The organism is Kocuria palustris, assembly GCF_007666205.1.
Classification (GTDB): Bacteria; Actinomycetota; Actinomycetes; order Actinomycetales; family Micrococcaceae; genus Kocuria; species Kocuria palustris_A.
In genome coordinates this window covers 86,256-111,933 of sequence record NZ_VDOR01000003.1, presented here as the reverse complement: position 1 = coordinate 111,933, position 25,678 = coordinate 86,256, and the positions used below count along the sequence as shown (strand labels likewise).

The window sequence follows — 25,678 nt, the reverse complement described above, 5'->3', positions numbered from 1 at the left end:
TGTCCTCGTCCTTCCGGGGGCCGGTCGTGCGAGCACCGCCCTGCGACCGGCCGGCGCGACCCCGGGCGGGCGGAGCTCGGTGCGCAGCTCCCGGCGCGTAGAGTCGAGCCATGACGCATGTGGAGATCAAGAAGGTCCGCGACGAGCCGGCCGAGGACGACGGCCTGCGCCTGCTCGTCGATCGCATCTGGCCGCGCGGGGTGGCCAAGGACGACGCCGAGCTCGACGGGCACCCGAAGGACGTGGCGCCGAGCACCGACCTGCGGAAGTGGTTCGATCACGACCCCGAGAAGTTCGAGGAGTTCGGCGACCGCTACCGCGCCGAGCTCGACGACAGCGACGCCGCCCAGGACCTCGCCGCGCAGCTGCGCGACGAGCGCCCGCAGCGGGTGACCCTGCTCTACGGCGCGAAGGACGACGAGCACAACCACGCGGTGATCCTGCGCGACTGGCTGCGCGACCACCTCTGATCCCGCTCGGCGGGGAGGAGGGTGGGCATCACTGGGCGTGGCTCGGCGGAGGGCTGCTGGGTAGCGTCGCCGAGCGAGGCGGAGGACGCGCCGGGAGGGCCCGGTGCCGCCGCCCGCAGAGACCTCTCGAGCGAGAAGGAGCACATCATGGACGCCGTGAAGACGAATGCCGCAGGACGCCAGATGGTCGCCGTGGTGACCGGTGCCTCGACCGGCATCGGCGCCGCGACGGCCCGTCGTCTGCGCACCGACGGCTGGGCCGTCTACGTCGTCGCCCGCCGCGCCGACCGGCTCGAGGCGCTGGCGCAGGAGACCGGCGCGGTGGCCGCGCCCGCCGACCTCACCGACCAGGACCAGGTCGATGCCGTGCGCGACCGCGTGCTGGCCGACCATGGGACGGTGGACGCCGTGCTGAACATCTCCGGCGGGGCCCGCGGCGTCGACCGGGTGGCCGATGCCAAGGACGCGGACTGGCAGTTCATGTACGACGTCAACGTCATGGGCACCATGCGCCTGATCCGCGCGTTCCTGCCGGCCCTGCGCGACAACGGCGAGGGCACCGTGCTGAACCTGACCTCGATCGCCGGCTGGCGCGCCTACGAGGGCGGCGCCGGCTACAACGCCGCCAAGTACGCCGAGCGCGCCATGACCGAGGCCCTGCGCCTGGAGGAGGCCGAGAACAACCTGCGCGTCGTCGAGATCGCCCCGGGACTCGTGCACACCGAGGAGTTCTCGCTGATGCGCCTGGGCGGGGACCAGGAGGCCGCCGACAAGGTCTACGCCGGGGTGCAGAAGCCGCTGACCGCCGAGGACGTGGCCGAGGTCTGCGCCTTCGCGGTGAACCTGCCGCACCACGTGGATCTGGACACCGTGACCATCAAGCCGGTCGCGCAGGCGGCGCCGCACAAGATGATCCGGAAGGGCTGAGCGCAGCCGGCGCCTCAGCGGCCGTAGGGCGAGCCGGCGAGCTCGCAGCCCTCCTCGGAGTGGAAGGCCTGGACGTCGGAGACGAACGAGCCGACGTCGGCGGAGCGGCATTGCGTGTACACGTTCGAGGCGTAGGCGCCGACGCCCGCCAGGACGCTGAGCACCAGCAGGAAGGTCAGGGCCGCCGTCAGGAGGGCTCGGCCGGTCAGGGCATCGGTCATGCGGGGCACCTCCTGCTGTGCTGATCGTCGGGCCCGGAAGAAGAACAGGGACCAACGTAGCGACCTCGTGCCCGCCTCGTGGGCGCGGGCAGGCACAAACCGATAACGATCGGATCACCCTGTGATGATCCATTGAGATGGATCACATCCGCCGTGCGATGAGGCCATCGGCCTGTGACCTGCGCCTCGCGCGCCGGGCCGGCCGGGGATCTCGTCGGGAGGTGCCGCCCGACGGCCCTCAGGCGCCGAAGACCACCGTGCGATCGCCGTCCAGGAAGATCCGCCCCTCGCAGTGCGCCTGGACCGCTCGGTGCAGCACGGTGCGCTCGACATCGGCGCCGGCCTGGACGAGGTCGTCCTTGCTCTGCCCGTGGTGGACGCGGGTGACGTCCTGCTCGATGATCGGGCCCTCATCCAGGTCCGCGGTCACGTAGTGGGCGGTCGCCCCGATCATCTTGACCCCGCGGTCGTGGGCGCGCTGGTACGGATTCGCGCCGATGAACGACGGCAGGAACGAGTGGTGGATGTTGATGATCGGCGCCGGCGCCCGCTGCAGGAAGTCGTCGGAGAGGATGCGCATGTAGCGGGCGAGGACGATGACGTCTGCCTCCTCGCCGATCGCGGCCAGGACGGCGGCCTCGTGCTCCGGCTTGCTCAGCCCCTCGTGCGGGACGGCCTCGAAGGGGATGCCGTGGAACTCGCACAGCCTCCGGTGGACGTCGTGGTTGGCCACGACCTTCACCACGTGCCCGCCGAGCTGGCCGGTCAGGTCGCGTCGGATCATCTCGTTGAGGCAGTGGTCGGTGCGCGAGGCCAGCACCACGATGCGCTGGTCGGCCGGGCACGGGCGGATCTCGACCTCCGCGTCGTCGAGCGAGGCGCTGAGGCGGTCGCGCAGCCGGCGGAACTCGTCGTCCTCGGCCTCGGGCGAGCCGAAGCGCTCGGCGGGCGCCTCGATCACCGCGCGGACGAAGAACGAGCCGTCGTTGGTGAACTGGTCCAGCTGGTGGATGTTCAGGCCGCGGTCCGCGAACGCGGTGGTGATGATCGAGACCAGCCCGGGACGGTCGGGGCAGGAGACGCGGACGATGCGCTGGAGCACGGCACTTCCTCGGGAGGACGACGGGACGAAGGGGCGAGGCGACGGGGCGGCCCCGGACGCTGCGGGCGCCGGGGCGCGGGGACCGCCCGACATCGTCGCACAGGCGGGGCCGGAGCGGGTGCGCCGCGGGCGGCGCCGTGGCCTACAATCGACACCGACAGCGAGCACGGATCCGGCCATCACCGGGGAGCTCTTCGGAAGAACGGGGCCCGGGGCCCTCAGTAGAGCCGAACGGGTCGGGCCCGACACAGCCCGGAATGGAGCGGCCCGCCGCCGCCCGGCACGGGCGGCGGCTCCTCGGACACGGGGAGCATCGCGGGCAAGCGAGGTGGTACCGCGTCGGCCCGTCGTGAAGGCGGGGACGGCGTCCTTGCAGCAGGTCCCGAGGACTCCGTCCCCGGGGCGAGGACGACGCGACGATCAGGACGGACCGCATGAGCGAGCAGCATCCCCTGTACCCCAAGGCAGGCGCCGGCGAGGGCCGGGGAGTTCCCGCCTCCCCCCGCTTCCCGGAGATCGAGCAGCGCGTGCTCGAGCACTGGAAGCAGGACGGCACCTTCCAGGCGAGCATCGACCAGCGCCCGGCCGGCGAGGACGGCTCCAACGAGTTCGTCTTCTACGACGGCCCCCCGTTCGCCAACGGCCTGCCGCACTACGGCCACCTGCTCACCGGCTACGTCAAGGACCTCGTCGCCCGCTTCCAGACGCAGCAGGGCCGTCGCGTGGAGCGCCGCTTCGGCTGGGACACCCACGGCCTGCCCGCCGAGCTCGAGGCCATGAAGCAGCTGGGCATGACGGACAAGGCCCAGATCGAGGCCATGGGCATCGATCGCTTCAACGACGCCTGCCGCGAGTCCGTGATGGCCTACGCCTCCGAGTGGCAGGACTACGTCACCCGTCAGGCGCGCTGGGTGGACTTCGAGAACGACTACAAGACCCTCAACGTCGAGTACATGGAGTCGGTCATCGGGGCCTTCAAGTCCCTCGACGACAAGGGGCTCGTCTACAAGGGCTACCGCGTCCTGCCGTACTGCTGGAAGGACGAGACGCCGCTGTCCAACCACGAGCTGCGCATGGACGAGGACGTCTACCAGGAGCGCACCGACCAGTCCGTGACGGTCGCCTTCCGCCTGAACGGGGAGGTCCAGCCCTCCGAGCTCGACGACGAGGCCGCGGGCGCCCGCGCGCTGGCCCGGGACCTCGAGGGCGCGGAGGCGCTGGCCTGGACGACGACCCCCTGGACGCTGCCGACCAACCAGGCGCTCGCGGTCGGGCCGGAGATCGACTACGTGCTGGTCCCGGGGCGCGGCGAGCTGCAGGGCCGCCGGTTCCTCGTGGCCCGCGACCTGCTGGCGGCCCATGCCGAGGCCCTGGGCTACGAGGCCGCGGAGAAGACCGCGGACGCGCCGGCGGCGACGGCCGCCGAGTCCGCCGCGGCCGCCGTCGAGCGCGGCCTCCGGGGCTCCGAGCTCAAGGGCCTGCGCTACGACCCCCTGTGGGAGTACCTGCGCGGTCTGCCCGACTCGGCCGTGGCCCCGGCCCCGGGCCAGGCGCTCGAGCACTCGTGGCAGATCCTCGCGGCCGACTACGTCACCACGACCGACGGCACGGGCATCGTCCACCAGGCCCCGGCCTACGGCGAGGACGACCAGATCGCCTGTGCGGCCCACGGCATCCCCGTGGTGCTCTCCGTGGACGAGTCGGGCGAGTTCCACGGCTGGTTCGCCGACGGCTCCGTGCTGCCCGGCACCCCGCTGGGACCCATCGCCGGGCACAACGTGTTCGACCCCGAGGTCGCGCGCACGATCATCCGCGATCTGCGCGAGCGGGGCCTGCTGGTGAAGCAGCAGTCCTACGCGCACTCGTACCCGCACTGCTGGCGCTGCCGCAACCCCCTGATCTACCGGGCCGTGGACTCCTGGTTCGTCGAGGTCACGCGCATCAAGCAGCGCATGGTCGAGCTCAACCAGGAGATCAACTGGATCCCCGGCAACGTGAAGGACGGGCAGTTCGGCCGGTGGCTGGAGAACGCCCGCGACTGGTCGATCTCGCGCAACCGCTACTGGGGCTCGCCCATCCCGGTGTGGGAGTCCGACGACCCGGCCCACCCGCGCCGCGACGTCTACGGCTCGCTGGCCGAGCTCGAGGCCGACTTCGGCGAGCTGCCGCGCAATGCCCAGGGCGAGGTGGACCTGCACCGTCCCTGGATCGACGCGCTGACCCGGCCGAACCCGGATCACCCGGAGGCCACCATGCGCCGCGTGCCCGAGGTCCTGGACGTGTGGTTCGACTCGGGGTCGATGCCCTATGCCCAGGTGCACTACCCCATGGAGAACCGCGAGTGGTTCGAGACGCACAACCCGGGCGACTTCATCGTCGAGTACATCGGCCAGACGCGCGGCTGGTTCTACACGCTGCACATCCTGGCCACGGCGCTGTTCGACCGCCCGGCGTTCCGCAACGTGATCTCCCACGGCATCGTCCTGGGCTCCGACGGGCAGAAGATGTCCAAGTCCCTGCGCAACTACCCCGACGTCACCGAGGTCCTGGACCGCGACGGCGCCGATGCCATGCGCTGGTTCCTGATGTCCAGCCCGATCCTGCGCGGCGGCAACCTCATCGTGACCGAGGAGGGCATCCGCGAGGGCACCCGCCAGATGCTCCTGCCGCTGTGGAGCACCTGGAACTTCTTCAGCCTCTACGCCAACGCCGCGAACGGCGGCCGGGGCCACGACGCACGGCCGCGGCACACCTCCGAGAACGTGATGGACCGCTACGTGCTGGCCAGCACCGGGACCGCCGTGCGCGAGGTCGGGCGCCGGTTCGGCGACTACGACATCTGGGGAGCGGCCGAGACCCTGCGCTCGCACATGGAGCTGGTCACCAACTGGTACGTGCGCCGCTCCCGGGATCGGTTCTACGACGAGGACGCCGCGGCCTTCGACGTGCTGCACACGGTCCTCGAGACGACCGCGCGCATCGCGGCGCCGCTGCTGCCGCTGATCTCGGAGGAGATCTGGCGCGGGCTGACCGGCGGCCGCTCCGTCCACCTGACGGACTGGCCGGATGCCGATCTCTTCCCGCACTCGGCGGACGACGAGCGCCTGGTGCAGCTCATGGAGGCCACGCGCGCCGTGTGCTCGGCCGGGTCCTCCCTGCGCAAGGCCCACCGCCTGCGCGTGCGCCAGCCCCTGGCCGGGATGACCGTCGTGGTCCCGGACGGCAGGGCCCTGGCCGGGACCTTCGAGTCGATCGTGGCCGATGAGCTCAACCTCAAGTCGGTCACGCTGCGCGACGCCGCCGAGACCAGCCCTGCCGACTACGGCATCTCCCAGCAGCTCAAGGTCAATGCCCGCGCCGCGGGCCCGCGCCTGGGCAAGGGCGTGCAGGCCGTGATCAAGGCCGCCAAGTCCGGTGACTGGTCCGCGGCCGAGGACGGCACCGTGGCCGCCGGCGGCGTCGAGCTGGCCGAGGGCGAGTACGAGCTGCAGACCGTGGTCGGCGACGACGCCGCGGCCGACTCCGCCGTCACGGTCCTGCCCGGCGGCGGCTTCCTGGTCCTCGACACGGCGCTGACCCCGGAGCTCGAGGCGGAGGGCGTCGCCCGGGACATGGTCCGGGCCGTCCAGCAGGCCCGCAAGGACGCCGGGCTGCAGGTCTCGGACCGGATCCGCACCACGATCACGGACACGCCGGCCGTCGTCGCCGCCGTGGACGCCCACCGCGATCTCGTCGCCGGCGAGACGCTGTCGGTCGAGCTCGAGCTGATCGAGGCGGCCGACGCCGAGCAGGCGGGCATCACGGTGGCCGTCGAGGCCGCGGCCGCGCCGGAAGGAGCACGATGAGCAGCGATCCCTCGGACCTGGGCGCCTCGCAGCTGTCGCAGGACGACTCGGTCTGGGCCGCCCCGACGGTCGGATCGGTCGAGGACGTCTACCGGCAGCTGCTGGCCCGCGCGCCGGAATCCGCCATGCAGCCGCGCATGGAGGCGGTCGAGCAGGCCGTCGAGCTGCTCGGCGACCCGCATCGCGCGACCCCGGTCATCCACATCACCGGCACCAACGGCAAGACGTCGACGGCGAGGATGATCGAGGCCCTGCTGCTCGCGCAGGACCTGCGCGTGGGCCGCTACACGTCGCCGCACCTGCAGTCGGTCACCGAGCGGATCTGCGTGGACGGCTCTCCGGTGACCGAGGAGACGTTCGTGCGGGTGTTCTCCGAGATCGCGCCGCTGATCTCGGTCGTGGACTCCGGCCTGGAGGCCGAGGGGAAGCCCCGGCTGACCTACTTCGAGCTGCTGACGGTCCTGGGCTTCGCGATCTTCGCCGACGCCCCCGTCGACATCGTGGTCCTGGAAGTGGGCCTGGGCGGTCAGTGGGATGCCACCAACGTGGCCGACGCCGCCGTCTCGGTCGTCACCCCGATCGACCTGGACCACACCGATCTGCTCGGCGACACCGAGGAGGACATCGCCCACGAGAAGGCCGGGATCCTGAAGCCGGACGGCTTCCTGGTCTCCGCGGCCCAGCAGCCCGAGGTCGCCGACGTCCTGCTCGATCGCGCTCGGGAGCTGGGGATCCCCTTCCGCTTCGAGGGCGTCGAGTTCGGCCCCTCCGAGCGGGTCCCCGGCGTGGGCGGCCAGCAGGTCTCCATCCGGGGTCTGGCGGGGGAGTACGACGAGCTGCTGCTGCCGATCCTCGGCGCGCACCAGGCCGAGAACGCCGCCCTGGCCGTGGCCGCCGTCGAGGCCTTCGTGGGCGGCGGCGAGAAGGCCCTGGACATCGAGGTCGTCCGCGATGCCTTCGCGGCCATGACCTCGCCCGGGCGGCTCGAGCTGCTCCGGCCGTCGCCGCCGGTGATCCTCGATGCCGGGCACAACCCGCACGGCGTGAAGGCCAGCGCGGAGGGGCTCGTGGAGGCCTTCCACCCGGAGCGGCTCTACGCGGTCGTGGGAGTGCTGGCCGACAAGGACGTCGACGGCATCCTGCGGGCCCTGCACGACGGCTACGGCCACGCGAGCACCCAGTGGTGGTTCACCCGGTCGGGCTCTCCGCGCGCCGTGGCTCCGGAGGAGCTGGCCGAGGCCGCGATCGCCCTGGGCTACGACGAGGCCTCCGTGCGCACGGCCGAGACCGTCGGCGAGGCCGTCGAGGCGGCCCTGGCCGCTGCCCGGGGCGAGGCCGGCGGCACGGGCGAGTCAGCGGTGCTGATCACCGGGTCCATCACCGTCGCGGGCGAGGCCCGCGAGATCCTGGGGAGGTGAGCCGATGGCTCAGCGCAAGCGCGGACTCAGCCGGGCCCAGCGGGAATGGCGCCCCGGGCAGCGCAAGAAGCCGGCCTCCGTGACGGTCATGTTCGGGGCCACGACCCTGCTCATGGAGGCGTTCGTCGCGTTCTTCGGGGGCCTGGCGCTGTTCGGGCTGTGGGGCGAGGGCCACCCCGGGCGCGTCGCGGCGCTGATCGGCGCCGTGGTCCTGGCGGCGCTGTTCGTCGTGGCCGCCGGCCGCGTCAGCAGGTCCTGGGGCCCGGCCTTCGGCTGGGTCCTGCAGGCCGTCCTGCTGGCCACCGGGTTCATCCTCCCCGCCATGTTCCTGATCGGCGCGCTGTTCGTCGTGCTGTGGTGGTACTCCCTGCGCACGGGCCGGCGCCTGGATCGCGAGAAGCGCGAGCGCTACGAGGCCGAGCTCGCGTGGGACCGGGAGCACGGGCTGGACTGAGCCCGCCCGGCCCCGGGATGCGGTGGGAGGACGCCGCCGACGCCGATCACGATCGGTGTCGGCGGCGTCCTTCGCCGCGCGCGGAGGGCGCTGGGACCGCGGCGGCCCAGTAGGCGCCGCGGCCCGTGATGACGGCGCGTCCCGTGCGCAGCAGGATGAGCAGGTCCTGGACCATCGACCACTGCTCGACGTAGAGCAGGTCCAGGCGCACCGAGTCGTCCCATGACAGGTCCGAGCGCCCGGAGATCTGCCACAGGCCGGTCAGCCCGGGGCGGACCAGCAGGCGGCCGCGGGTGCGGGTGTCGTACAGGGCCACCTCGCGGGGCAGGGGAGGCCGCGGCCCCACGAGGCTCATGTCGCCGCGCAGGATGTTGATCAGCTGCGGCAGCTCGTCCAGGCTCGTGCGGCGCAGCAGCGCGCCGACGCGGGTGATGCGGGGATCCTGCGCCATCTTGAACAGGCCGTCGCCCGAGTACTGCTCCCGCACCATCAGCTCGGCGAGACGGTCCTCCGCGTCGGTCACCATGGTGCGCAGCTTGAGGATCTGGAAGGTGCGCCCGTCGCGGCCCACGCGCTCCTGGCGGAAGATCGCCGGGCCGGGGCTGTCCATCCGGATCAGCACGCACAGCAGGAGCAGCAGGGGGGCCACGGCGATCAGGCCGAGCGCCGCCACCGCGGCGTCGAACAGGCGCTTGGACGTCGCCCGCCAGCCGGCGCTCTCGGGGGCCGGCAGCTGGATCAGCGCCATGCCCGCCAAGGGCTGGTGCACCGTGCGCGGGCTGGTGATGCCCATCAGCGACGGGGCCATGATGACGGTGATGCCGGCTTCGTGCAGGGCCCAGGTCAGGTCGTTGAGGGTCTCGCTGGGCAGCGGATCGGAGCCGGTCAGCGCGACGGCCTCGGCCCCGGTGCCGCGGGCCATCGCGACGATCCCGGGGACGTCCTGGCGCCCGCGCAGAGCCGGCAGCTCGGCGTCGTGGGGGACTCCGCCGTCGGGGAGCACGAGGGCCACGGGGCGGTAGCCCGCAGACGGGGTGCGGTCCATGGCCCGGCCGATGGCCGCGACCGACCCGGCGCCGCCGACCAGCATGACCCGGCGCAGGCCGCGGCCCTCGGCGCGGGCGCGGGACAGCCGCACGCGGACCTGCCGTCGCCCCAGGAGCAGCAGCGCGACTCCCAGGGGGAACAGCACCACGACGTAGCCGCGGGCGAGCTGGAGCAGCAGCAGGTAGCTCGTCGTCGTGGCCAGGAGGTAGACGGCGATCGAGCCGTTGACGACGGCCCGGTACTCCGCGGAGCCGGTGCCGAGCAGGCGGAGGCTGCGCGAGTCGCTGAGCCCCAGGGCCATCCACCACACGGCGATGACCGTCAGCGAGATCAGTGCGTAGGGCAGCCCGCCCGGGCTCGTGGCGGCGGGGTCGGGGCCGAAGCGCACGAGGTGGCTGATCACGGCCGCTGCGCCGAGCGCGCCGAGATCCACGAGCCGGACGGTGCGCAGCAGATGGCGGTGCCACGGTCGGTCGAACGTCCACGGGTCGGCGACCGAGGCGCCGGGCTGTGCCGGGGCGCGGTCGCGCTCGGGGGCGGAAGTCTGCTTCACGGGGGAGTCCTGCGGATCACGTGGGGGGCTCGTGCGTGCGCGAGGACAGACGGGGAGCCCGTTTCACCCATCGCGGCCTCGGGGGCGGCCGCCGTCGACGACCGGGTCGTCGACGTGTATGAGAACGCAACGAGAATACGCGACCCTCAACGATTCCATGCGTTGTCATGTCATCCTACCGGAACCCATATCAGGGGACAACGCATCCGCCGAGGGGGGGCGCTGGTCGTCGACCGATGCGCATCCCGGGATAATGGGCAGCCATGATCCGCATCCTGGCCGTGTGCACGGGCAACGTGTGCCGCTCCCCCTATCTGGAGCGTCGGCTGCAGGCCGCGCTCGAGGAGACGGCCCCGGGCGGATTCGAGGTCCGCAGCACGGGCACCGCCGCGCTGCTCGGCGCACCCATGGAGCCGGGCAGCCGCCGGGAGCTGGCGCGCCGGGGGATCGACGGCGGGAGCTTCCGCGCCCGGGATCTGGAGGAGGCCGAGGTGCGGGCGGCCCAGATCGTGCTGACCGCCGAGCTCGCCCACCGGCGGGCAGTGGTCGAGCTGGTCCCCGGAGCCCTCAAGCGCGTGTTCACGGTGCGGGAGTTCGCCGCGCTGCTGGAGGCCCAGGGCGCGCTCCCGGAGGCCGGTCTGCGCGGCGGGGACGGGCCGCGGCGCTCGCGCACGCGGTGGGAGCGGCTGCCCGATGCCCTGGCGCCGCTGCGGGCCCAGGTCCGCAGCCGGGCCCTCGAGGTGGCCGATCCCTATCGGCAGGGCCCCGAGGCCTTCGGCAGGATGGCTCGCGAGCTCGACGCCGCGGTCGAGACGGTCACGATGTGGGAGCGTCGCATGCGCCGGGGCTGAGGGCCTGCGCTCCGGGCGAGGGGATCAGCCCCAGCGCGGAGGGCGGGCCCGAGAGCTCCATGACCCCCTGCTCCGCGAGCTGCCGGACGGCGTCCAGCACGAGCCCGCGGGCCCCCGGCGGCGCCTGCGGATCGGCGCACAGCTGCTCGACGGCCCGATCCAGGGGGATCCAGCCCGGGGCGGCGCGCCACAGCGCCTCGCCGAGACCGGCGATCAGGTGGAAGCTGCGCCCGCGCAGCAGCGCCAGCACGGGCGACGGGCACTCGAGCTCGACGGCATCGCTGACAGCACGCCGGCGCAGCATCCCGTAGCCCGGGGCGGGCTCGCCGACCGGGGGCGCCAGCTCGGCCTCCGGAAGGGGCCGGGCCGTGTGCGCCGGAGCGCGGGCGGGCCGACAGCCCTGGTCCAGGGCCTGGCGGATCAGCTCGTCCAGCTGCTCGGCCTCGGAGTAGCGCAGCAGGCGCACGCCCCCGGCCTGCTCGATCACCCGGATGAGCCGCAGCACCCCGCGGTCCAGCTCGGCCAGCGACGAGGTCTGCGGCACGAGCAGCTCGAGCGCCCGGTGCAGCGGCAGGTCCTCCGCCGCGGGTCGCTCCAGCGCCTCGGGCGGGACCCGCTCGAGCACGGCCAGCGCCGCGAGTCGGGAGTCGGGGGCCGGCAGCAGTCCGAGCTCATCGGGCCCGGTCTGGTGCTTGGGCCGCAGCCCGGAGCCGTCCAGGACCGACAGGGGCTTGGGGAACGGGACGATCTCCGGGGGCTCCTGCCCGGCCGGCTCGATGGCGGCGGTCTCATCGCTGAGATAGCCCAGATGCCGGCCGAGTCGCCGCGCCGCCGTCGTCTTGCCCGTCCCGCTGGCCGCGGCGAGGACGACGGCCCGGCCGTCCGGTCCCGCCAGGGCTGCGGCATGCAGCAGCAGGCGACGGCCCCGGCCGTCCTCGATGGTCTCGCGCGTGGCCCGCTGGACGAGCTCCTCGTGGAAGTCCGGCCACGGCAGCGCCTCGCCCTGCGGGCCCCGTCGGGCGAGCTCGACCGAGCGCACCCGTGCCGGATCCTCGGCGGGTGCCAGGCAGCGGCTCCAGTCCCGGCGCAGGACGCGCGCCTCCTGCTCGTCCAGCCCGGTGACCGACAGCACGGTCCGCGTCCCCAGGGCCAGCTCGACGGTCTGCTCGTGCCGGGGCTGCTGGCTCATGGGGTCCTCATTCGGGGCGTCGTCGGATCAGCTGCTGCGGGCGTCGCCGCCCCAGGGCCCGTCCGGGGCCTCGGTCGTCGACGAGCCGACCGGCTCGGCCGTCTGCTGGGGCGCCGTCCCGACCTCGGGGGCCGCCGCCGCGGACGTCGACGCCGCGGAGGAGCCCGAGCGCTCGGACCTCTCCGAGCGGGACTTCCTGCGGGACTCGCCGTTGCGGGCGTAGTAGTAGGTGTCCGAGTAGTGGCCGTAGCTCTTGGCCGCCGAGCCCTTGCGCGGCACGCGGTTGACCACGACGCCCAGCATCGTCACGTTGAGCCCGCGGAGGCGGGCGACCGCCTTGCGGATGTCCTCGAGGTTGGTGCGTCCGGCCTGGCCCACCAGGATCACGCCGTCGGCGCTGCGGGCGAGGACGGCGGCATCCGTGACCGGCAGGACCGGGGGCGTGTCCAGCAGGACGGTGAACTCGCGCGAGAGCTCGGCGATCAGCGTGCGCATGGACTCGGAGCCGAGCAGCTCGGAGGGGTTCGGGGGAGTGCGCCCGGAGGTCAGCACCCACAGGTTGGAGCCCTGCGGGCCCGGCTGCAGGACGTCCTCGACGCGGGCGCCGCCGGAGAGGACGTCGGTGAGCCCGGCCCCGCCCGGGACGCCGAAGAACTCGGCCTGCATGGGCCGGCGCAGGTCGGCGTCGATCACGAGGGTGGGCTGACCCGCAGCGCCCAGGGCGGAGGCCAGGTTGGCGGTCACGGCCGACTTGCCCTCGCCGGAGATGGACGAGGTCACCACGATCGAGCGCGGCGGGCGGTCCACATTGGAGAAGGCGAGGTTCGTGCGCAGCAGGCGCAGGGCCTCGGCCGTGGCCCAGCCGCGGTTGTCCTTGCGCGAGGTCTTCAGCGGCACGAGCTGACGCGAGCCGGACAGGCGGGAGTCCACCGGGATGGTGCCCAGCAGCGGCAGGCCGGTCTGCGCCTCGACGGCATCGCCGGAGCGGATCTTGCGATCGAAGGCATGCCGGAGGAAGACGTAGAGCAGGGACAGCACGAGCCCCGCGGCCAGCCCGATCAGCAGATTGCGCTGCAGGTCCGGCGACGACGGGCTCGCAGGAGGCGTCGCGCTGCTCAGCGGGACGATCTGGACGAGGTTGCCGTCGACGATGGCCTCCTGGACGGCCAGCTCCTGCTCGGTCATCCCCTCCGCGTCCTCGCCGGTGGGGACCTCCTGGCCCTGGGCCATCGTCGCCTCGATCGAGGCGGCGTGCTCGGAGAGGGCCTCGGCATAGGCGTCGGCCACGACCACCGCGTCCTCGGGCGTCGAGGCCCGGCCGACCACATCGATCTCGGTGGTGCCGGGGGCGACCGAGACGTCGACGCCGGAGGGCTCCACGCCGCCGAGGCGCTCCTGGGCCAGTGCATCGACCTCGGGGGAGCCGACCGCCGCACTGTAGGTCTCGGCCTTGCTCGCGGCCAGGGTCTGCGCGGTCTCGTAGTTCGCCAGGCTGGTGGCGCCGCCGGCGACGACCATGGTCTTGCTGGTCGCCGAGTACGTCTTGGGCATCAGCAGCGTCACCAGGCCCGCCACGAGCAGGCTGGCCAGGAGGATGCCGAGAATCGCCTTCCAGTGCATGATGAGCAGCCGCAGCCCCGAGCGCAGCTGATCTGCGATCGAGGGGGTGCTGTCCAGATCCGGCGCGATGATCGGCTGAGTCACGGGAGGCCTTCTGTGCTGGGGGAGGGCGGCACCGGGGGCGGCCTCCGATGGACGGGGACGCCGCCTCGACGCCGAGAAGTGCATGCAAGAGTATATGATAATTTCTGGACCATCTGCCCGACAGGGGATGGGGGCGGGCGATGCTCGTGCGTCATCGCACCCGAACGATCCTAAGGGGCTGAACTGCGCTATGCCGGACACCGAGGCTCCGCTGACCTGGGCAGATGCGGTGACGGCTGTCATCCCCTTCTACGGCGACCCGGTCGAGGCGCAGGCTCTCGCGACCGCTCTGCGCGAGCATCCGGCCCCTCGGCTGAAGGAGATCGTGATCTCCGACGACTGCTCGCCGTCCCCCTTTCCGGGGAATGCCTTCCCTGCCGATCCGTCAGGGGCCCGCGATGCCGGTGCGGGGGCCGGCGCTCCTGCCGTGCGCGTCATCCGCCGCGAGCGCAACGGAGGGTTCGGCGCGGCGGTGAACACCGGGCTGGAGCAGGTGCGGACCCCGCTGGCCCTGGTCCTCAACTCCGACCTGCGCATCGACGGGGAGCAGATCACCGCGCTGCTGGACCAGGCCGCCGCGTGGCAGCCCGCCGTCATCGGTGCCCAGGTCGTGGGCCCCGGTGGAGCCGTGCAGTGGTCCGGGCGGCATTTCCCCACGATCGCCCACCAGGTCACCGAGTGGCTGACCCCGCTGGCGCGCTGGCGCCACCACCGGCTCCTGCACGAGATGGTGGGCCACGACATGCGGGCGGTCGAGGCCGATGCCCCGATCGCGGTGGACTGGGTCATGGGTGCGCTCATGCTGCTGCCGGTGGCGCAGGTCCGTGCGATCGGCGGCTTCGACGAGTCCTTCCACATGAACAGCGAGGAGGTGGACCTCCAGCTGAGGCTGCGTCACGCGGGGGTCCCCTCCGTCGTCATCCCCTCCGTGCGGGTCGAGCACGCCGGCGGCGGCTCGTCCGATCCGGGGCGCCGACGCCAGTGGCTCGTCGACTCCCGCTTCCGCTACGCGGGCAAATGGGGCCGCCCCCGTGCGCTGGCGGCGGCGCTCGGCGCGGCCAGCGTCGTCAACTTCGCGGCGAACTGCCTCCGGCGCGGCCTCGGCAGCCCCGTGCGGCCCGCGGCCACGCTGCGCACCGAGCTCCAGCTGATCCGACGGGGGATCCGATGCGCACTCTGATCGTCGCGCCGCGCTTCCACGGCTACGGGGCCTCGGTGGCGCGCGCCCTCGAGCGATCCGGGCACGAGGCGGTGCTGCACAGCTACGACCGCCCCGCCACGACGGCCGCGCGGGTGCGCAACAAGGCGGTGCACGACCTGCCCCCGGCCCTCGTGCCGGCCCCGTGGCGCGGAGAGCCGTCCCGGCGCGCCGTCGAGCGGCTGCATGCCGTCCGACCCGCCCGGGTGCTGGTGATCAAGGGGGATCTGCTCGACGAGCGCTGGTGGGAGGCCGTGCACAGCTGCGGGGCCTCGGTGCTCACGTGGCTGTACGACGAGGTCGCGCGCATGGACTACAGCTGGCAGCGGCTCGAGACGATGCCCGTGATCGCCTCCTATTCCGCGGGCGACGTCGAGACGATGCGCGCCAGGGGGCTCAACGCCCATCACCTGCCGAACGCCTTCGACTCCCTGCTCGGGTTCGCGGTGCGCCCGGAGCCGGCGGTCTCCTTCATCGGAGCGCGCTACGACCAGCGGGTGCGCCTGCTCGTCGAGGCGCACCGCCTGGGCGTCCCTCTGCGGGTCTACGGTCGGGACTGGTCCCGCCGCCCCCGGGACGTCGCGGCCACCCGCATGCTCCCCGTGCGGGGCCTGCCCACCGGGCCGCAGCTCGAGCGGGCCGACGGGTACGGCGTGATGGCCGGCAGCCTCGCCTCGCTGAACACCCACAGCCGACAGGACGGATTCACGATGCGCACGTTCGAGATCCCCGGGGCCGGCGGGATCCAGCTGGTCGACCGGCGGGACGTGGCGGAGTTCTACGAGCCGGACCGGGAGGTCCTGGTCTTCGACGACGCCGCCCACCTGAAGGAGCAGGTCGACCGGATCCGCCGCGACCGGGCCTGGGCGCGGTCCCTCCGCGAGCGGGGCCGCAGGCGCACCCTGGCCGAGCACACGTTCGTGCGCCGGGCCGAGCAGATGGAGCAGCTGTGGGGCTGAGGCATCCGCAGGACCTCGAGCAGTGGCGGCGGTGGGAGCGGCCCTCCGGCATCCGCCGTGCCGTGGCCGCCGTGCGCCGCAGGGGGCGGCCGGCGCCGACCTCCGACCTGCGGATCGTCCTGCCCGACGGCCCTGCCCGCCTCCTGGTCGCGCTCGACAGCGCCACGCCGTCGAGCCGGGCGGCCGTGCTGGAGCCGGCGCGGCGGCTCGATCAGGACCACGTGGCCTACCTGGGCCCCGCGGGGGCCCCTCGAACGGACGGGGGTCGCGGCCGATGCGTCGACGGCGCCGGTCTGGGACCCGGAGGACCCGCGCCTGCACCGCGTCGAGCGGGTCCTGAGCATCGGCGCCGCGTTGGCCGCCGGCCATGCCGCGTGCACCTGGGCCGCGGCGCGCGGGCTCGACAGCGTCGTGGTCCAGCACGGCCTGCTGACCCCCTGGGCCCCGCCGCTTCCGGCCGACACCACGCTGCTGTCGTTCACCGCCGAGGACGGCGCGTTCTGGGCGAGCGGCCGCCGCGACATCACGGTCCTGCCCGTCGGCTCCCAGGCGATGTGGGAGGCGGCCGCGTCGTCGGGGCCCGCCGAGGCCGCGGCGCACAGACCGCTGGTCTTCCTGGGACAGCTGCACGGCCGTGAGCTGCCCCGCCGGGAGATCGTGGGCCAGACCGTCCGGTTCCTCCGGCGGAACCCGCAGGCCGTCTACCGCCCGCATCCCTCGGAGACCGATCTGCTCAGCCGCGCGATCCACGCGGCGATGCTGCGCAGCGGCACGCGGTTCCAGGAGACCGCCGTGCCGCTGGCCCGCTTGCAGGCCGATGCGGTCTCGGTGTTCTCGACCGGCGTCCTCGAGGCCGCCCAGCGCGGGCGCCGGGCCTGGGTGCACCACGACGATCCGCCGCCCTGGCTCGAGGAGGTATGGCGCCGCTACGGGCTCGCGCGCTGGGGCGAGGAGCCGACCGCGCCCGTGCGCTGGAGCGATCGCGAGCCCGCCGAGACCGTGGCCGAGCACCTGAGGACGGGAGAGCCGAGGTGACCATCCTGTGCGTGATCCCCGTGCGGGGCGGCTCCAAGGGCGTCCCGGGCAAGAACATCCGCGATCTGGCCGGCCGGCCGCTCGTGGCCTGGACGATCCGCTCGGCGCTGTCCGCGCACGAGGACCTGCGCGTCGTCGTCTCCACGGACTCGCCGCGGATCGCGGACACCGCCGCATCGGCCGGGGCCGAGGTCCCCTTCCTGCGCCCGTCCGAGCTCGCCCAGGACACGACGCCCACCGAGCCGGTCGTCGAGCACGCGCTCGCCGATCATCGGCTGACCCGCGGCGAGCCGGAGGCCGTGATGCTCCTGCAGGCCACCAGCCCCCTGCGGCTGCCGGGGACCCTGGACCGGGCCGTGCGGCAGCTGCGCGCCGAGGGGCTCGACTCCCTGGTCGGAGCCGTGCCGGAGTCGCCGTTCCTGTGGGCCCGCGGGCCGCAGCCCGGCGACGGCGCCCGCCCCGCCTACGACGTCGATCATCGCCTCCGCCGGCAGGAGATGACGCCTGCGGACCTGCGCTACCGGGAGAACGGGTCGCTGTACGTGACCCGTCCCTGGGTCTACGACGAGCGGCACAACCGACTGGGCGGACGGATCGGGCTCTTCGAGCTCGATCCCCTCGAGGGCGTCGACATCGACACCGAGCTCGACTTCCAGCTCGCCGAGCTGCAGGTCCGCGCGCATCGCGACCGACTCGGCCGCTGAGCCTCGCCTCCCCGCCCCTCACCCCCCATCCGCAGCAGCTGAGGATCCTCCTTCCGTGATCATCGAACGCCATCTCACCGCCTACCTGGTCTTCCACGACGAGTCCGTCGTGGTGGCCCTGCGCAAGATGACCGGCAACGCCGAGCGCATCGTCTTCGTCGTCGACGGGACCGGGACGCTGCTGGGCTCCCTGACGGACGGGGACTTCCGCCGCTGGATCGTGGCGCACCCGGAGGCGGATCTCGAGGTCCCGGTCGAGCAGGTGGCCAACCGGCATCCGGCCACGGTCGGCCCGGAGGCCACCGAGGACCAGATGCGCGCCGCCCTGCCGACGGGCGCCAGCCATCTGCCGGTCCTGGATGACCGGGGGCGGATCACCGCGATCGCGATCGACCGCCCCGCCCAGCTGCGGATCGGGGACCGGCGCATCGACGAGCACAGCCCCGCCTACGTGATCGCCGAGATCGGCAACAACCACCAGGGCTCGGCCGAGCTGGCGCGGCGGCTCGTGGACCTGTCCGCCGACGCCGGTGCCGATGCCGTCAAGTTCCAGCTGCGGGACATGCGGACGCTGTACCGCGGCGAGGGCACGTCGACGGCGGGGGAGGACCTGGGAGCGCAGTACACCCTGGACCTGCTCGCCAAGTTCTCCCTGCCGGCCGAGCAGCTCTTCCCGGTCTTCGACCACGCCCGCGAGCGCGGGATCGAGGTGCTGTGCACGCCGTGGGACGAGGCCAGCGTGGAGGCCCTGGTCGGCTACGGGATCCCGGCGCTGAAGATCGCCTCGGCGGATCTGACCAACCACGGGCTGCTGCGCGCCGCCGGCTCCCACGGGCTGCCGCTGATCATCTCGACCGGCATGAGCCGCGAGAGCGAGATCCGCGACTCCGCCGCACTGGTGCGCTCCCTGGGGGTGCCCTTCGCGATGCTGCACTGCCAGTCGACCTACCCCGCCCCCTACAAGGACGTGAACCTCGCCTACATGGACCGCCTGGCCGAGATCACCTCGGCGCCGGTGGGGTACTCCGGCCACGAGAGGGGCTGGCACGTCCCGCTCGCGGCCGTCGCGCGCGGCGCCAAGATCATCGAGAAGCACGTCACGGTGGATCGCGAGCTCGAGGGCTCCGATCACCGGGTCTCCCTGCTGCCCGACGAGCTCCGGCAGATGGTGGGGCAGATCCGCGACATCGAGCAGGCCATGGGCACCGATGACGAGCGCGGCGTCTCGACCGGCGAGGCGATGAACCGCAGCAACCTGGCCAAGTCGCTCGTCGCCGCCGGGCCCATCGCCGCCGGGCAGCGGCTGCGTCAGGCCGATATCGAGGTGCGCAGCCCCGGCCGCGGGCTGCAGCCGGACCGGCTGCCCCAGCTCATCGGGCGGACCGCGCACCGCGACATGGCCGCCGGCGACTTCTTCTTCGACGGCGACCTGGCGGATGCCCCGCCCCGGGGCCGCGCCTATCGCTTCGAGCGGCCGTGGGGGCTGCCCGTGCGCTATCACGACGCGGCCGCGCTGCTCGAGAGCACGGCCCCGGACTTCCTCGAGTTCCACTTCTCCTACAAGGACCTGGACGTCGACATCGACGCCGCCCTGCCGTCCAGGCTGCCGCTGGGGTTCACGACGCACCTGCCCGACCTCTTCGCAGGCGACTTCCTGGTGGATCTGTCCTCGACCGATCCCGAGCACTGGGAGCGCTCGATCGCGGAGGTCCAGCGCACCATCGACGTGACCCGGCACCTGCGGGGGGAGGTTCACCCAGGACGAGGACCCGATCATGGTGGTCACCATGGGCGGCTTCACCACCGACGGGCATCTGCCGCCCGAGCGGCGCGCCGACAAGTACCAGCGCATCGCCGACGCCCTGCGCCGGCTCGATGCCTCCGGGGTGCGCCTGGCCGCGCAGACGCTGCCGCCGTTCCCGTGGCTGATGGGCGGGCAGCAGTTCCACAACCTCTTCCTGGACCCGGCGGACACCGCGGACTTCGCCCGCAGCACCGGCACCGATCTGTGCCTGGACATCTCCCACACCCGCCTGGCCGCGACCTTCCTGGGCCTCTCGTTCGCCGAGGCCGTGGAGACCCTGGCGCCGCTGAGCTGCCACCTGCACCTGGTCGACGGCACGGGCGTGGACGGCGAGGGCGTGCAGGTGGGCGAGGGGGACGTCGACTGGCCCGTGCTCGCCGAGCAGCTCGACCGGCTGGCCCCCGGCGTCGGCTTCATCCCGGAGATCTGGCAGGGGCATGTGGACGGCGGCGCCGGGTTCTGGACCGCTCTGGAGCGGCTGGAGCCCCTGCTGTGAGGGGCGCGGAAGCACTGGCGGACCCGCTCGTGCTGTGGGTCGTGCCCGTCGCCGAGCTCGGCGGCGTCGGTCGTCATGTGCTCGACGCCCTGGGCCACGGCCTGCCCGGTCTGCGCACCGTGCTCCTGTGCCCCGAGGGGCCGCTGGCGCAGCGCGCCCGCCGCGCCGGGATCGCGGTGCTGACCGACGAGCTGGGCCCGCAGGCCGGGCTGGCGATCTCGGTGCGCAGCCTGCGCCGGGCGGTGCGCAGGCTGCGCCCCCGGGCAGTGCACACGCACCTGGCCTACGCCGATCTGATGGGCGCGCTCGCGCTCGCGGGCGATCGCAGCACGACTCTGATCAGCACGGAGCACGGCATCGCTCCGGACCAGCGGCTGTACCAGTCGAGCCGGCCCCGCGCGGCCGCCGCGCGGGCCGGGCACCGCGCACGGCTCCGGCGCGTCGACCACCTCATCGCCGTGTCGCGCTCCACCCGCGATGTCGTGCGCCGGGTCTGGGATCCGGGCTGCCCGATCTCCGTCGTCCCCAACGGCGTGGACGGGCAGCGCGTGCGAGCTGCCGCGGGCGCGGGCCCCCGGCGCGGCCTCGGCCACGGGCTGCGGATCCTCGCCCTGTCCCGGCTGGCGCCCGAGAAGAACATCGGCGCGCTGATCCGCGCGATGCCCGCGATCCTGGAACGGGATCCGCAGGCCCGTCTGACGATCGCCGGGGAAGGCCCGCTGCGCGCGGCACTGGAGCGGCTGAGCACCTCCACCGGCCTCGGCAGCGAGGTGGCCTTCGTCGGCCAGGTGGACCCGTGGCCCGCAATGGCCGCTCACGATGTCCTGGTCCAGCTCTCGGCCTGGGAGAATCTCAGCTACAGCCTGCTCGATGCCGCGGCGGCGGGCATGCCCGCGCTGGCCACCGAGGTGGGCGGCAACGCGGAGATCCTGCGACCCGAGGCGCTGATCGCCCAGCCCTGCACGCCGGACATCCTGGCGGGGCTCGAACGGGTCACCCGCCGGGAGATCGGGACCCGGCCCGTGTCCGATCTCGAGACCATGACCCACCGGATCGCCCGGATCGTGAAGGGAGCCCTGCGATGAGCGCCGAGCCCATCCGCCGACCATGGAACCGCCCGCAGATGCCGGAAGCGCCCGGGGCGGCCCCGCACGGGGCGGGGCAGCGGCGGGCCCCGGGGTCGGGCGCTCCCGTCCTGGCCTGGAGCTCGCCCGCCGAGTACTTCCGCCTGGCACTGGGACGCTCGCCCCTCGTGTTCGTCCTGGGCATGCTGCTGATCGTCGAGGACTCCGTGCCGGCGCTCCCGGCGGCCCTGCCGGTCAGCGAGACCGTCATGGGCATCCTGATCGTCGGCACGCTGCTGCGCTCCGGGCGCCTGCGCCCGGTACGGCTGCCCCTCGTCATGGCGCTGCTGAGTGCGGCGTTCCTCTGGCTGCTCGCCGTGTCGATCGCGGCAGACGTCGACTGGACGCGGCGCATGGTCCGCATCGGCATGCTGTTCTGGTTCGCCCTCGTGCTGGCCACGGGACGCGTTCCGCTGCGGCCGCTCGTCCTGGGCATGGGAGCGGGCCTGCTGGTCAACGCCGTGCTCTTCTACGCAGGAATCGCCCCCGACAACTACGGCGGGGCCCTGTCCGGCTATCTCATGGACAAGAACGTCGCGGGCTTCGTCTACGCGATCGTGCCGCTGCTGATCGTGCCCTTCCTGCCCCGGCGGTGGCAGCGGTGGCTCTGCCTGGCCGTGGGGCTCCTGCTGGTCTTCCAGACCGGCTCGCGGACCGGGCTGGCCGCCATGATCCTCGCCGTGGCCTGGATCGCCCTCGGCGGACGCGGCGGTCCGTTCCTGCGGGCCGCGCTGCTGGCCGTCTTCTACGTCGTGTTCATCTGGGCGGAGCGGAACCTGGCCACGCTCGACGTCTTCGGGGACCGGACGGGCACGGACTGGTTCCGCGAGCGGATCGACGAGGCCGCCTGGACCAAGACGCAGGGTGCGATGCCCTGGGGAGACGGCGCAGGGGAGGCCGTCGTGACCCTGCCGCCCGATCATCTGCCGTTCTTCTTCCACAACTCCTACTGGGCCCTGATCGTCGAGGGCGGCATCCCTCTGCTGGCCCTCGTGGTGGCGGCCTTCGCCCTCGGGGGATTCGGAGCGGGCGCCGTCGTCCGCACGACGAGGGCCACGACATGCGCCCAGGCCTCGGTGATCGTGGTGCTGCTGGTCGCCTTCCGCCTGGGCGAGGTCTTCCTGACCGTCCCGGCCATGGTCGTGCTCGGCGGCTCGATGGCGCTCTGGGAGCTCGAGCGCCGTCGCCGCCGACAGGAGCGGCGCCATGAGCGGCTTCAGGGCACGCTGCCGACGGCTCGCGCGCGAGCGGACGGCGCATGGGTGCCCCGGTGAGGCCGGGGATCCGGCTGCTGGCCAATCGCGGCGACGTCGGAGGAGGCGAGGTCATGCTCCTGCGGCTGGCCCAGGCGCTGCGCGATCTCGGCCGGGCGGTGACGATCGTGGCGCCGGCGTCGCCGGGGGAGGCCGCCGAGCTCCTGGCGGCGGCGGGCTTCGAGGTCGAGCGCATCCCGGCGACGTCGCGCCGCGGCTACCTGCTGGGCCTGCGGCGGTGGACAGGCGGCCACGGGGATCTCCTGTGGTGCAACGGCCTGCTGCCGGCCGTCGCGCTGAGCGGGCGGGCCCGCAGGGTGGTCCACCTCCATCAGCTGCCCGACGGCCGGCGGCAGCGAGCACTGGCCGGGATCGCTCGGAGGGGCGCCCTGGCGACCCTCGTGCCGTCGGGATGGATGGCAGCTCGGGTGCCCGGGAGCAGCGCGCTGGAGAACTGGGTTCCGGGCCCGGCGGACGCTTCGGCACCGGGGTGGGATGCCCACGGGCGATCGGAGGGCCCACGGCGCGTGGGGTTCCTCGGGCGGCTGTCGGCGGACAAGGGCTTCCTCGACCTGCTCCGGGCCGCGGAGCTGATCGAGGACCGTCGACCGGGATCGATCCGGCTCCACGTGGCGGGCGACGACCGGTTCGTCCGCCGAACCCAGGCCCGAGAGGTGGCCAGGGCCGTCGAGACGGCCGGGGGCCGTCTCCGGATGCTGGGGTGGGTGCCCCGCGAGCAGCTTCTGGGCGAGGTCGACCTGCTCGCGGTGCCCTCGGCGGCGCCGGAGTCCTTCGGTCTCGTGGCGGCAGAGGCCATGGCAGCCCGGGTCCCCGTGCTGGTCTCCGATGCCGGAGCGCTGCCCGAGGTCGTCGGGCCGGATCACCCGCTGGTGTTCCGGGCCGGGGATCCGGAGTCCCTGGCGCAGGCCATCGAGCGCGCCGCGGCGCTCGATCCGGGGGCTCTCGTGGAACGGCAGCATCGGCGATGGGCGCAGCGATGGTCCCCGGAGGCCGGACGACGGCGCCTGCAGGACCTCCTGGACGAGAGGGGACTCTGATGAGCACCGCATCGGCGGGGGCCGGGGAGCGAACCGCCCCGGAGGCGAGCGTGATCGTGCCCACGCGCGGGGGAGCGGGCCGTCTGCCGCGGCTGCTGGGTGCGCTGGCCGCCCAGCAGGACGCACCGGCCTTCGAGGTCTGCGTCGTGGTCGACGGGGACGTCGACGGGACGCAGGCCGTCCTGGACCGGTGCGCGGCACGGTGGCCCCGGCTCGCCCTGCACCGGGTCGTCTTCCCGGAGAACCGGGGGAGATCGGCCGCCCTCAACGCCGGCGCCGACGCGACGACCGGGCGCATCCTGATCCGCGCGGACGACGATCTGGAGCCCGGGCCGCACTACCTCAGGGATCATGTGGCGGCGCACGAGGGCGGGGACCGCGGGGTGATCGGGCTCCAGCGCCACGTCCTGCCGAGCACCGCCTATCAGCGGGTCTACGGCACCGAGGCGGATCGGCGGCACGCCCGCGAGGCCTATGCCCTGCCGTCTGAGGGAGCCTGGCGGCACTGGGCGGGCAACGTGTCCGTCCCGCGGCATCTGCACGAGCGGATCGGCGGGTACAGCGACGCCTTCCGCCGCTACGGCTGGGAGGACGTGGACTACGGCTACCGCCTCCACGAGCTGGGTGTCCCGGTGCGCCTCCACCGGGGGCTCGAGGTCGCGCACCGCGCCGCGGCGACCACCACGCTCAGCAAGGCGCGGCGCGCGCTGCACTCCGGGGCCTCCCGCCGGATCTTCATCGACCGGCACGGCGCCGCCGCGCTGGGCGGCGACCGGGCCCCCGGCGGGCTGTGGGGAGCGCTCGTGCGCCTGACGGCAGCCGGCACGACGGAGCGGACGCTGCGGGCGACGGCTCCGGCGATCGACCGCATCGTCGAGCGCCTGCCCCGCCCCGTGGGGGTCAAGCTCATCGCCCTCCAGGTCGAGGCCGCGGCCGAGGCCGGCCGCCATCGCCCCGACCGCGCCGCGGCGACTTTCTGACATGATGTTTATGCATCCGTAACCGCGGAACAGCGGACCTACCCCCCGAGAGTCCCGAATGAGCCACCCCCACGCAGATGAGCACCGGCGCCCCCCGCTGGCCATCGCCCACGACTACCTGACGCAGCGCGGCGGCGCCGAGCGCGTGGTCCTGGCGCTGCACCGCCTCTACCCGGAGGCTCCGATCCACACGCTGTTCTACGAGCCCGAGGCCACGTTCCCCGAGTTCCGCGACGCCACGATCATCACCTCGCCGCTGAACCGGATCGGCCCGTTGCGCCGGGATCCCCGCAAGGCCCTGCCGCTGCTGCCGTGGGCGGCCTCGCAGCTGAGGGTCGATGCCGATCGGGCCGTCGTGTCCACCTCCGGCTGGGCGCACGGGTTCCGGTTCACGGGTCGCACGGTGGTCTACTGCCACACGCCGGCCCGGTGGGTCCATCTGCTCCAGGACTACGTGGGCGGCCCCTGGTGGTCCTCGGCCAAGGGCATCGCCGCCCGTGCGCTGCGCCCGATGCTCGAGCCCTGGGACCAGCGGGCCCAGAGCCGCCACGAGGTCTACGTGGCCAACTCCTCGGAGGTCCAGGGCCGCATCGCCCGCGTCTACGGCCGCGACGACGTCAAGCTGGTCTTCCCCCCGCACTCGGTCGAGGCCGGGGAGGCCGAGCTCGAGCCGATCCGCGACGCCGCGCTGTTCGCGCAGCGGGGGCGGTTCATCCTGTGCGTGGCACGGCTGCTGCCGTACAAGAACGTCGATGCGGTGATCCGGGCGGCGGAGGCGCTCGACGTCCCGCTGCTCGTGATCGGGCGGGGTCCCGAGCAGCAGCGGCTGCGGGCTCTGGCCGGCGACGGCGTGGTCTTCGCCCAGGACGTCTCGGACGCTCAGCTGCGCTGGGCCTACGCGCATGCGGATGCCCTGGTCGCGGCCAGCTACGAGGACTTCGGCATCACCCCGCTGGAGGCCAGCGCGTGGGGCGTGCCGACCGTGGCGCTGCGCGGCGGCGGCTATCTGGACACGATCCGAGAGGGCGTCAACGGCACGTTCGTGGACGAGGCCGATCCCGAGGCGCTGGCCGTGGGGATCCGACGAGCGCTGCAGCGCGACTGGGATCCGGCCGCCATGCGGGAGCACGCGGCGATGTTCTCCGAGCGGCGGTTCATGAGCAGGATCCGGCACCTGGTCGAAGGGCGGGGCGCCGCCGTGTCGCATCTGCCGGCGCGCGAGGACCTCGTCGCCCGCGGCCGCCTCACGGGCGGGGAGCATCGCTCCTCCGTCGCCTGAGGCGGCG

General features: G+C 73.4%; 21 protein-coding genes and 1 pseudogene. 17 read left to right on the top strand and 5 right to left on the bottom strand.

Annotated features, from left to right (window positions below; translation table 11 throughout):
* Positions 1–110: 110 nt before the first annotated feature.
* Complete coding sequence (locus FSY66_RS04705; protein ID WP_144791765.1) at positions 111–470, top strand: DUF488 domain-containing protein; 360 nt, start codon at positions 111–113, stop codon at positions 468–470.
* A gap of 147 nt (positions 471–617) precedes the next feature.
* Positions 618–1,397, top strand: coding sequence for an SDR family oxidoreductase (locus FSY66_RS04700; RefSeq protein ID WP_144791763.1), 780 nt, complete (start codon positions 618–620; stop codon positions 1,395–1,397).
* Between the two features lie 14 nt (positions 1,398–1,411).
* Here FSY66_RS04700 and FSY66_RS04695 read toward each other — a convergent pair whose 3' ends face one another.
* Both FSY66_RS04695 and purU read right to left on the bottom strand, forming a co-directional pair.
* A complete protein-coding gene (locus FSY66_RS04695) occupies positions 1,412–1,618 on the bottom strand; it encodes a hypothetical protein (RefSeq protein WP_144791761.1) in 207 nt (68 codons plus the stop codon).
* 238 nt (positions 1,619–1,856) lie between these two features.
* Complete coding sequence (gene purU / locus FSY66_RS04690) at positions 1,857–2,720, bottom strand: formyltetrahydrofolate deformylase (protein ID WP_222115510.1); 864 nt, start codon at positions 2,718–2,720, stop codon at positions 1,857–1,859.
* Between the two features lie 434 nt (positions 2,721–3,154).
* Between purU and ileS the strand changes: the two genes are divergently transcribed.
* The 3 genes from ileS to FSY66_RS04675 are packed head-to-tail and all read left to right on the top strand — an operon-like array spanning position 3,155 to position 8,437.
* Positions 3,155–6,565, top strand: coding sequence for an isoleucine--tRNA ligase (ileS, locus tag FSY66_RS04685; RefSeq protein WP_144791757.1), 3,411 nt, complete (start codon positions 3,155–3,157; stop codon positions 6,563–6,565).
* Positions 6,562–7,983 (top strand): bifunctional folylpolyglutamate synthase/dihydrofolate synthase, encoded by a 1,422-nt coding sequence (locus FSY66_RS04680; RefSeq protein WP_144791755.1) that lies wholly within the window; start codon positions 6,562–6,564, stop codon positions 7,981–7,983. The genes ileS and FSY66_RS04680 overlap by 4 nt, the downstream gene beginning before the upstream one ends.
* 4 nt (positions 7,984–7,987) lie before the next feature.
* Complete coding sequence (locus tag FSY66_RS04675; protein ID WP_144791753.1) at positions 7,988–8,437, top strand: DUF4233 domain-containing protein; 450 nt, start codon at positions 7,988–7,990, stop codon at positions 8,435–8,437.
* A gap of 46 nt (positions 8,438–8,483) precedes the next feature.
* Here the strand turns inward: FSY66_RS04675 and FSY66_RS04670 are convergent, their stop codons facing one another.
* Complete coding sequence (locus FSY66_RS04670; protein WP_144791751.1) at positions 8,484–10,037, bottom strand: sugar transferase; 1,554 nt, start codon at positions 10,035–10,037, stop codon at positions 8,484–8,486.
* Positions 10,038–10,300: 263 nt separating this feature from the next.
* Between FSY66_RS04670 and FSY66_RS04665 the strand changes: the two genes are divergently transcribed.
* Positions 10,301–10,888, top strand: coding sequence for an arsenate reductase/protein-tyrosine-phosphatase family protein (locus tag FSY66_RS04665; protein ID WP_144791749.1), 588 nt, complete (start codon positions 10,301–10,303; stop codon positions 10,886–10,888).
* Here the strand turns inward: FSY66_RS04665 and FSY66_RS04660 are convergent.
* Positions 10,854–12,077 carry a hypothetical protein gene (locus FSY66_RS04660; RefSeq protein ID WP_144791747.1) on the bottom strand — a complete coding sequence of 408 codons (1,224 nt, stop codon included), beginning with the start codon at positions 12,075–12,077 and terminating at the stop codon, positions 10,854–10,856. The genes FSY66_RS04665 and FSY66_RS04660 overlap by 35 nt on opposite strands.
* 27 nt (positions 12,078–12,104) lie before the next feature.
* Positions 12,105–13,781, bottom strand: coding sequence for a tyrosine-protein kinase domain-containing protein (locus FSY66_RS04655; RefSeq protein WP_144791745.1), 1,677 nt, complete (start codon positions 13,779–13,781; stop codon positions 12,105–12,107).
* 190 nt (positions 13,782–13,971) lie between these two features.
* Here FSY66_RS04655 and FSY66_RS04650 point away from each other — a divergent pair, with 190 nt between their 5' ends.
* From FSY66_RS04650 to FSY66_RS04605, 11 genes and pseudogenes are all read left to right on the top strand, one after another.
* On the top strand, positions 13,972–14,961 hold the full coding sequence (locus FSY66_RS04650; RefSeq protein ID WP_144791743.1) for a glycosyltransferase family 2 protein: 990 nt from the start codon (positions 13,972–13,974) through the stop codon (positions 14,959–14,961).
* A complete protein-coding gene (locus FSY66_RS04645) occupies positions 14,949–15,938 on the top strand; it encodes a glycosyltransferase family protein (protein ID WP_144791741.1) in 990 nt (329 codons plus the stop codon). Before FSY66_RS04650 ends, FSY66_RS04645 begins: the two co-directional genes overlap by 13 nt.
* A gap of 354 nt (positions 15,939–16,292) precedes the next feature.
* Positions 16,293–16,973 (top strand): hypothetical protein, encoded by a 681-nt coding sequence (locus tag FSY66_RS04640; protein ID WP_144791739.1) that lies wholly within the window; start codon positions 16,293–16,295, stop codon positions 16,971–16,973.
* Positions 16,970–17,677 (top strand): acylneuraminate cytidylyltransferase family protein, encoded by a 708-nt coding sequence (locus FSY66_RS04635; protein ID WP_144791737.1) that lies wholly within the window; start codon positions 16,970–16,972, stop codon positions 17,675–17,677. Before FSY66_RS04640 ends, FSY66_RS04635 begins: the two co-directional genes overlap by 4 nt.
* A 127-nt stretch (positions 17,678–17,804) precedes the next feature.
* Positions 17,805–19,034, top strand: a pseudogene (locus tag FSY66_RS12820) (N-acetylneuraminate synthase family protein); the annotation flags it as partial.
* Between the two features lie 418 nt (positions 19,035–19,452).
* A complete protein-coding gene (locus FSY66_RS12815) occupies positions 19,453–19,977 on the top strand; it encodes a sugar phosphate isomerase/epimerase family protein (protein ID WP_313955538.1) in 525 nt (174 codons plus the stop codon).
* The gene (locus tag FSY66_RS04625; RefSeq protein WP_186304414.1) at positions 19,974–21,062 is read left to right on the top strand and encodes a glycosyltransferase; all 1,089 of its coding nucleotides are present in this window, start codon (positions 19,974–19,976) and stop codon (positions 21,060–21,062) included. The genes FSY66_RS12815 and FSY66_RS04625 overlap by 4 nt, the downstream gene beginning before the upstream one ends.
* Complete coding sequence (locus tag FSY66_RS04620) at positions 21,059–22,375, top strand: hypothetical protein (protein WP_144791733.1); 1,317 nt, start codon at positions 21,059–21,061, stop codon at positions 22,373–22,375. Before FSY66_RS04625 ends, FSY66_RS04620 begins: the two co-directional genes overlap by 4 nt.
* Before the next feature lie 53 nt (positions 22,376–22,428).
* Positions 22,429–23,412 (top strand): glycosyltransferase family 4 protein, encoded by a 984-nt coding sequence (locus FSY66_RS04615; protein ID WP_260853457.1) that lies wholly within the window; start codon positions 22,429–22,431, stop codon positions 23,410–23,412.
* Positions 23,412–24,392, top strand: a complete 981-nt coding sequence (locus FSY66_RS04610; protein ID WP_186304413.1) for a glycosyltransferase family 2 protein — start codon at positions 23,412–23,414, stop codon at positions 24,390–24,392. The genes FSY66_RS04615 and FSY66_RS04610 overlap by 1 nt, the downstream gene beginning before the upstream one ends.
* A gap of 58 nt (positions 24,393–24,450) precedes the next feature.
* On the top strand, positions 24,451–25,671 hold the full coding sequence (locus FSY66_RS04605; RefSeq protein WP_186304411.1) for a glycosyltransferase: 1,221 nt from the start codon (positions 24,451–24,453) through the stop codon (positions 25,669–25,671).
* The last annotated feature ends 7 nt before the right edge of the window (positions 25,672–25,678 follow it).

Bases quoted from the DNA above. Each gene is read 5' to 3' on its own strand.
- FSY66_RS04705 (WP_144791765.1), top strand. From the start codon at position 111: ATGACGCATGTGGAGATCAAGAAGGTCCGCGACGAGCCGGCCGAGGAC.
- FSY66_RS04700 (WP_144791763.1), top strand. From the start codon at position 618: ATGGACGCCGTGAAGACGAATGCCGCAGGACGCCAGATGGTCGCCGTG.
- FSY66_RS04695 (WP_144791761.1), bottom strand. From the start codon at position 1,618: ATGACCGATGCCCTGACCGGCCGAGCCCTCCTGACGGCGGCCCTGACC.
- ileS (WP_144791757.1), top strand. From the start codon at position 3,155: ATGAGCGAGCAGCATCCCCTGTACCCCAAGGCAGGCGCCGGCGAGGGC.
- FSY66_RS04680 (WP_144791755.1), top strand. From the start codon at position 6,562: ATGAGCAGCGATCCCTCGGACCTGGGCGCCTCGCAGCTGTCGCAGGAC.
- FSY66_RS04675 (WP_144791753.1), top strand. From the start codon at position 7,988: ATGGCTCAGCGCAAGCGCGGACTCAGCCGGGCCCAGCGGGAATGGCGC.
- FSY66_RS04665 (WP_144791749.1), top strand. From the start codon at position 10,301: ATGATCCGCATCCTGGCCGTGTGCACGGGCAACGTGTGCCGCTCCCCC.
- FSY66_RS04660 (WP_144791747.1), bottom strand. From the start codon at position 12,077: ATGAGCCAGCAGCCCCGGCACGAGCAGACCGTCGAGCTGGCCCTGGGG.
- FSY66_RS04650 (WP_144791743.1), top strand. From the start codon at position 13,972: ATGCCGGACACCGAGGCTCCGCTGACCTGGGCAGATGCGGTGACGGCT.
- FSY66_RS04645 (WP_144791741.1), top strand. From the start codon at position 14,949: ATGCGCACTCTGATCGTCGCGCCGCGCTTCCACGGCTACGGGGCCTCG.
- FSY66_RS12815 (WP_313955538.1), top strand. From the start codon at position 19,453: ATGGTGGTCACCATGGGCGGCTTCACCACCGACGGGCATCTGCCGCCC.
- FSY66_RS04620 (WP_144791733.1), top strand. From the start codon at position 21,059: ATGAGCGCCGAGCCCATCCGCCGACCATGGAACCGCCCGCAGATGCCG.
- FSY66_RS04615 (WP_260853457.1), top strand. From the start codon at position 22,429: ATGCTCCTGCGGCTGGCCCAGGCGCTGCGCGATCTCGGCCGGGCGGTG.
- FSY66_RS04610 (WP_186304413.1), top strand. From the start codon at position 23,412: ATGAGCACCGCATCGGCGGGGGCCGGGGAGCGAACCGCCCCGGAGGCG.
- FSY66_RS04605 (WP_186304411.1), top strand. From the start codon at position 24,451: ATGAGCCACCCCCACGCAGATGAGCACCGGCGCCCCCCGCTGGCCATC.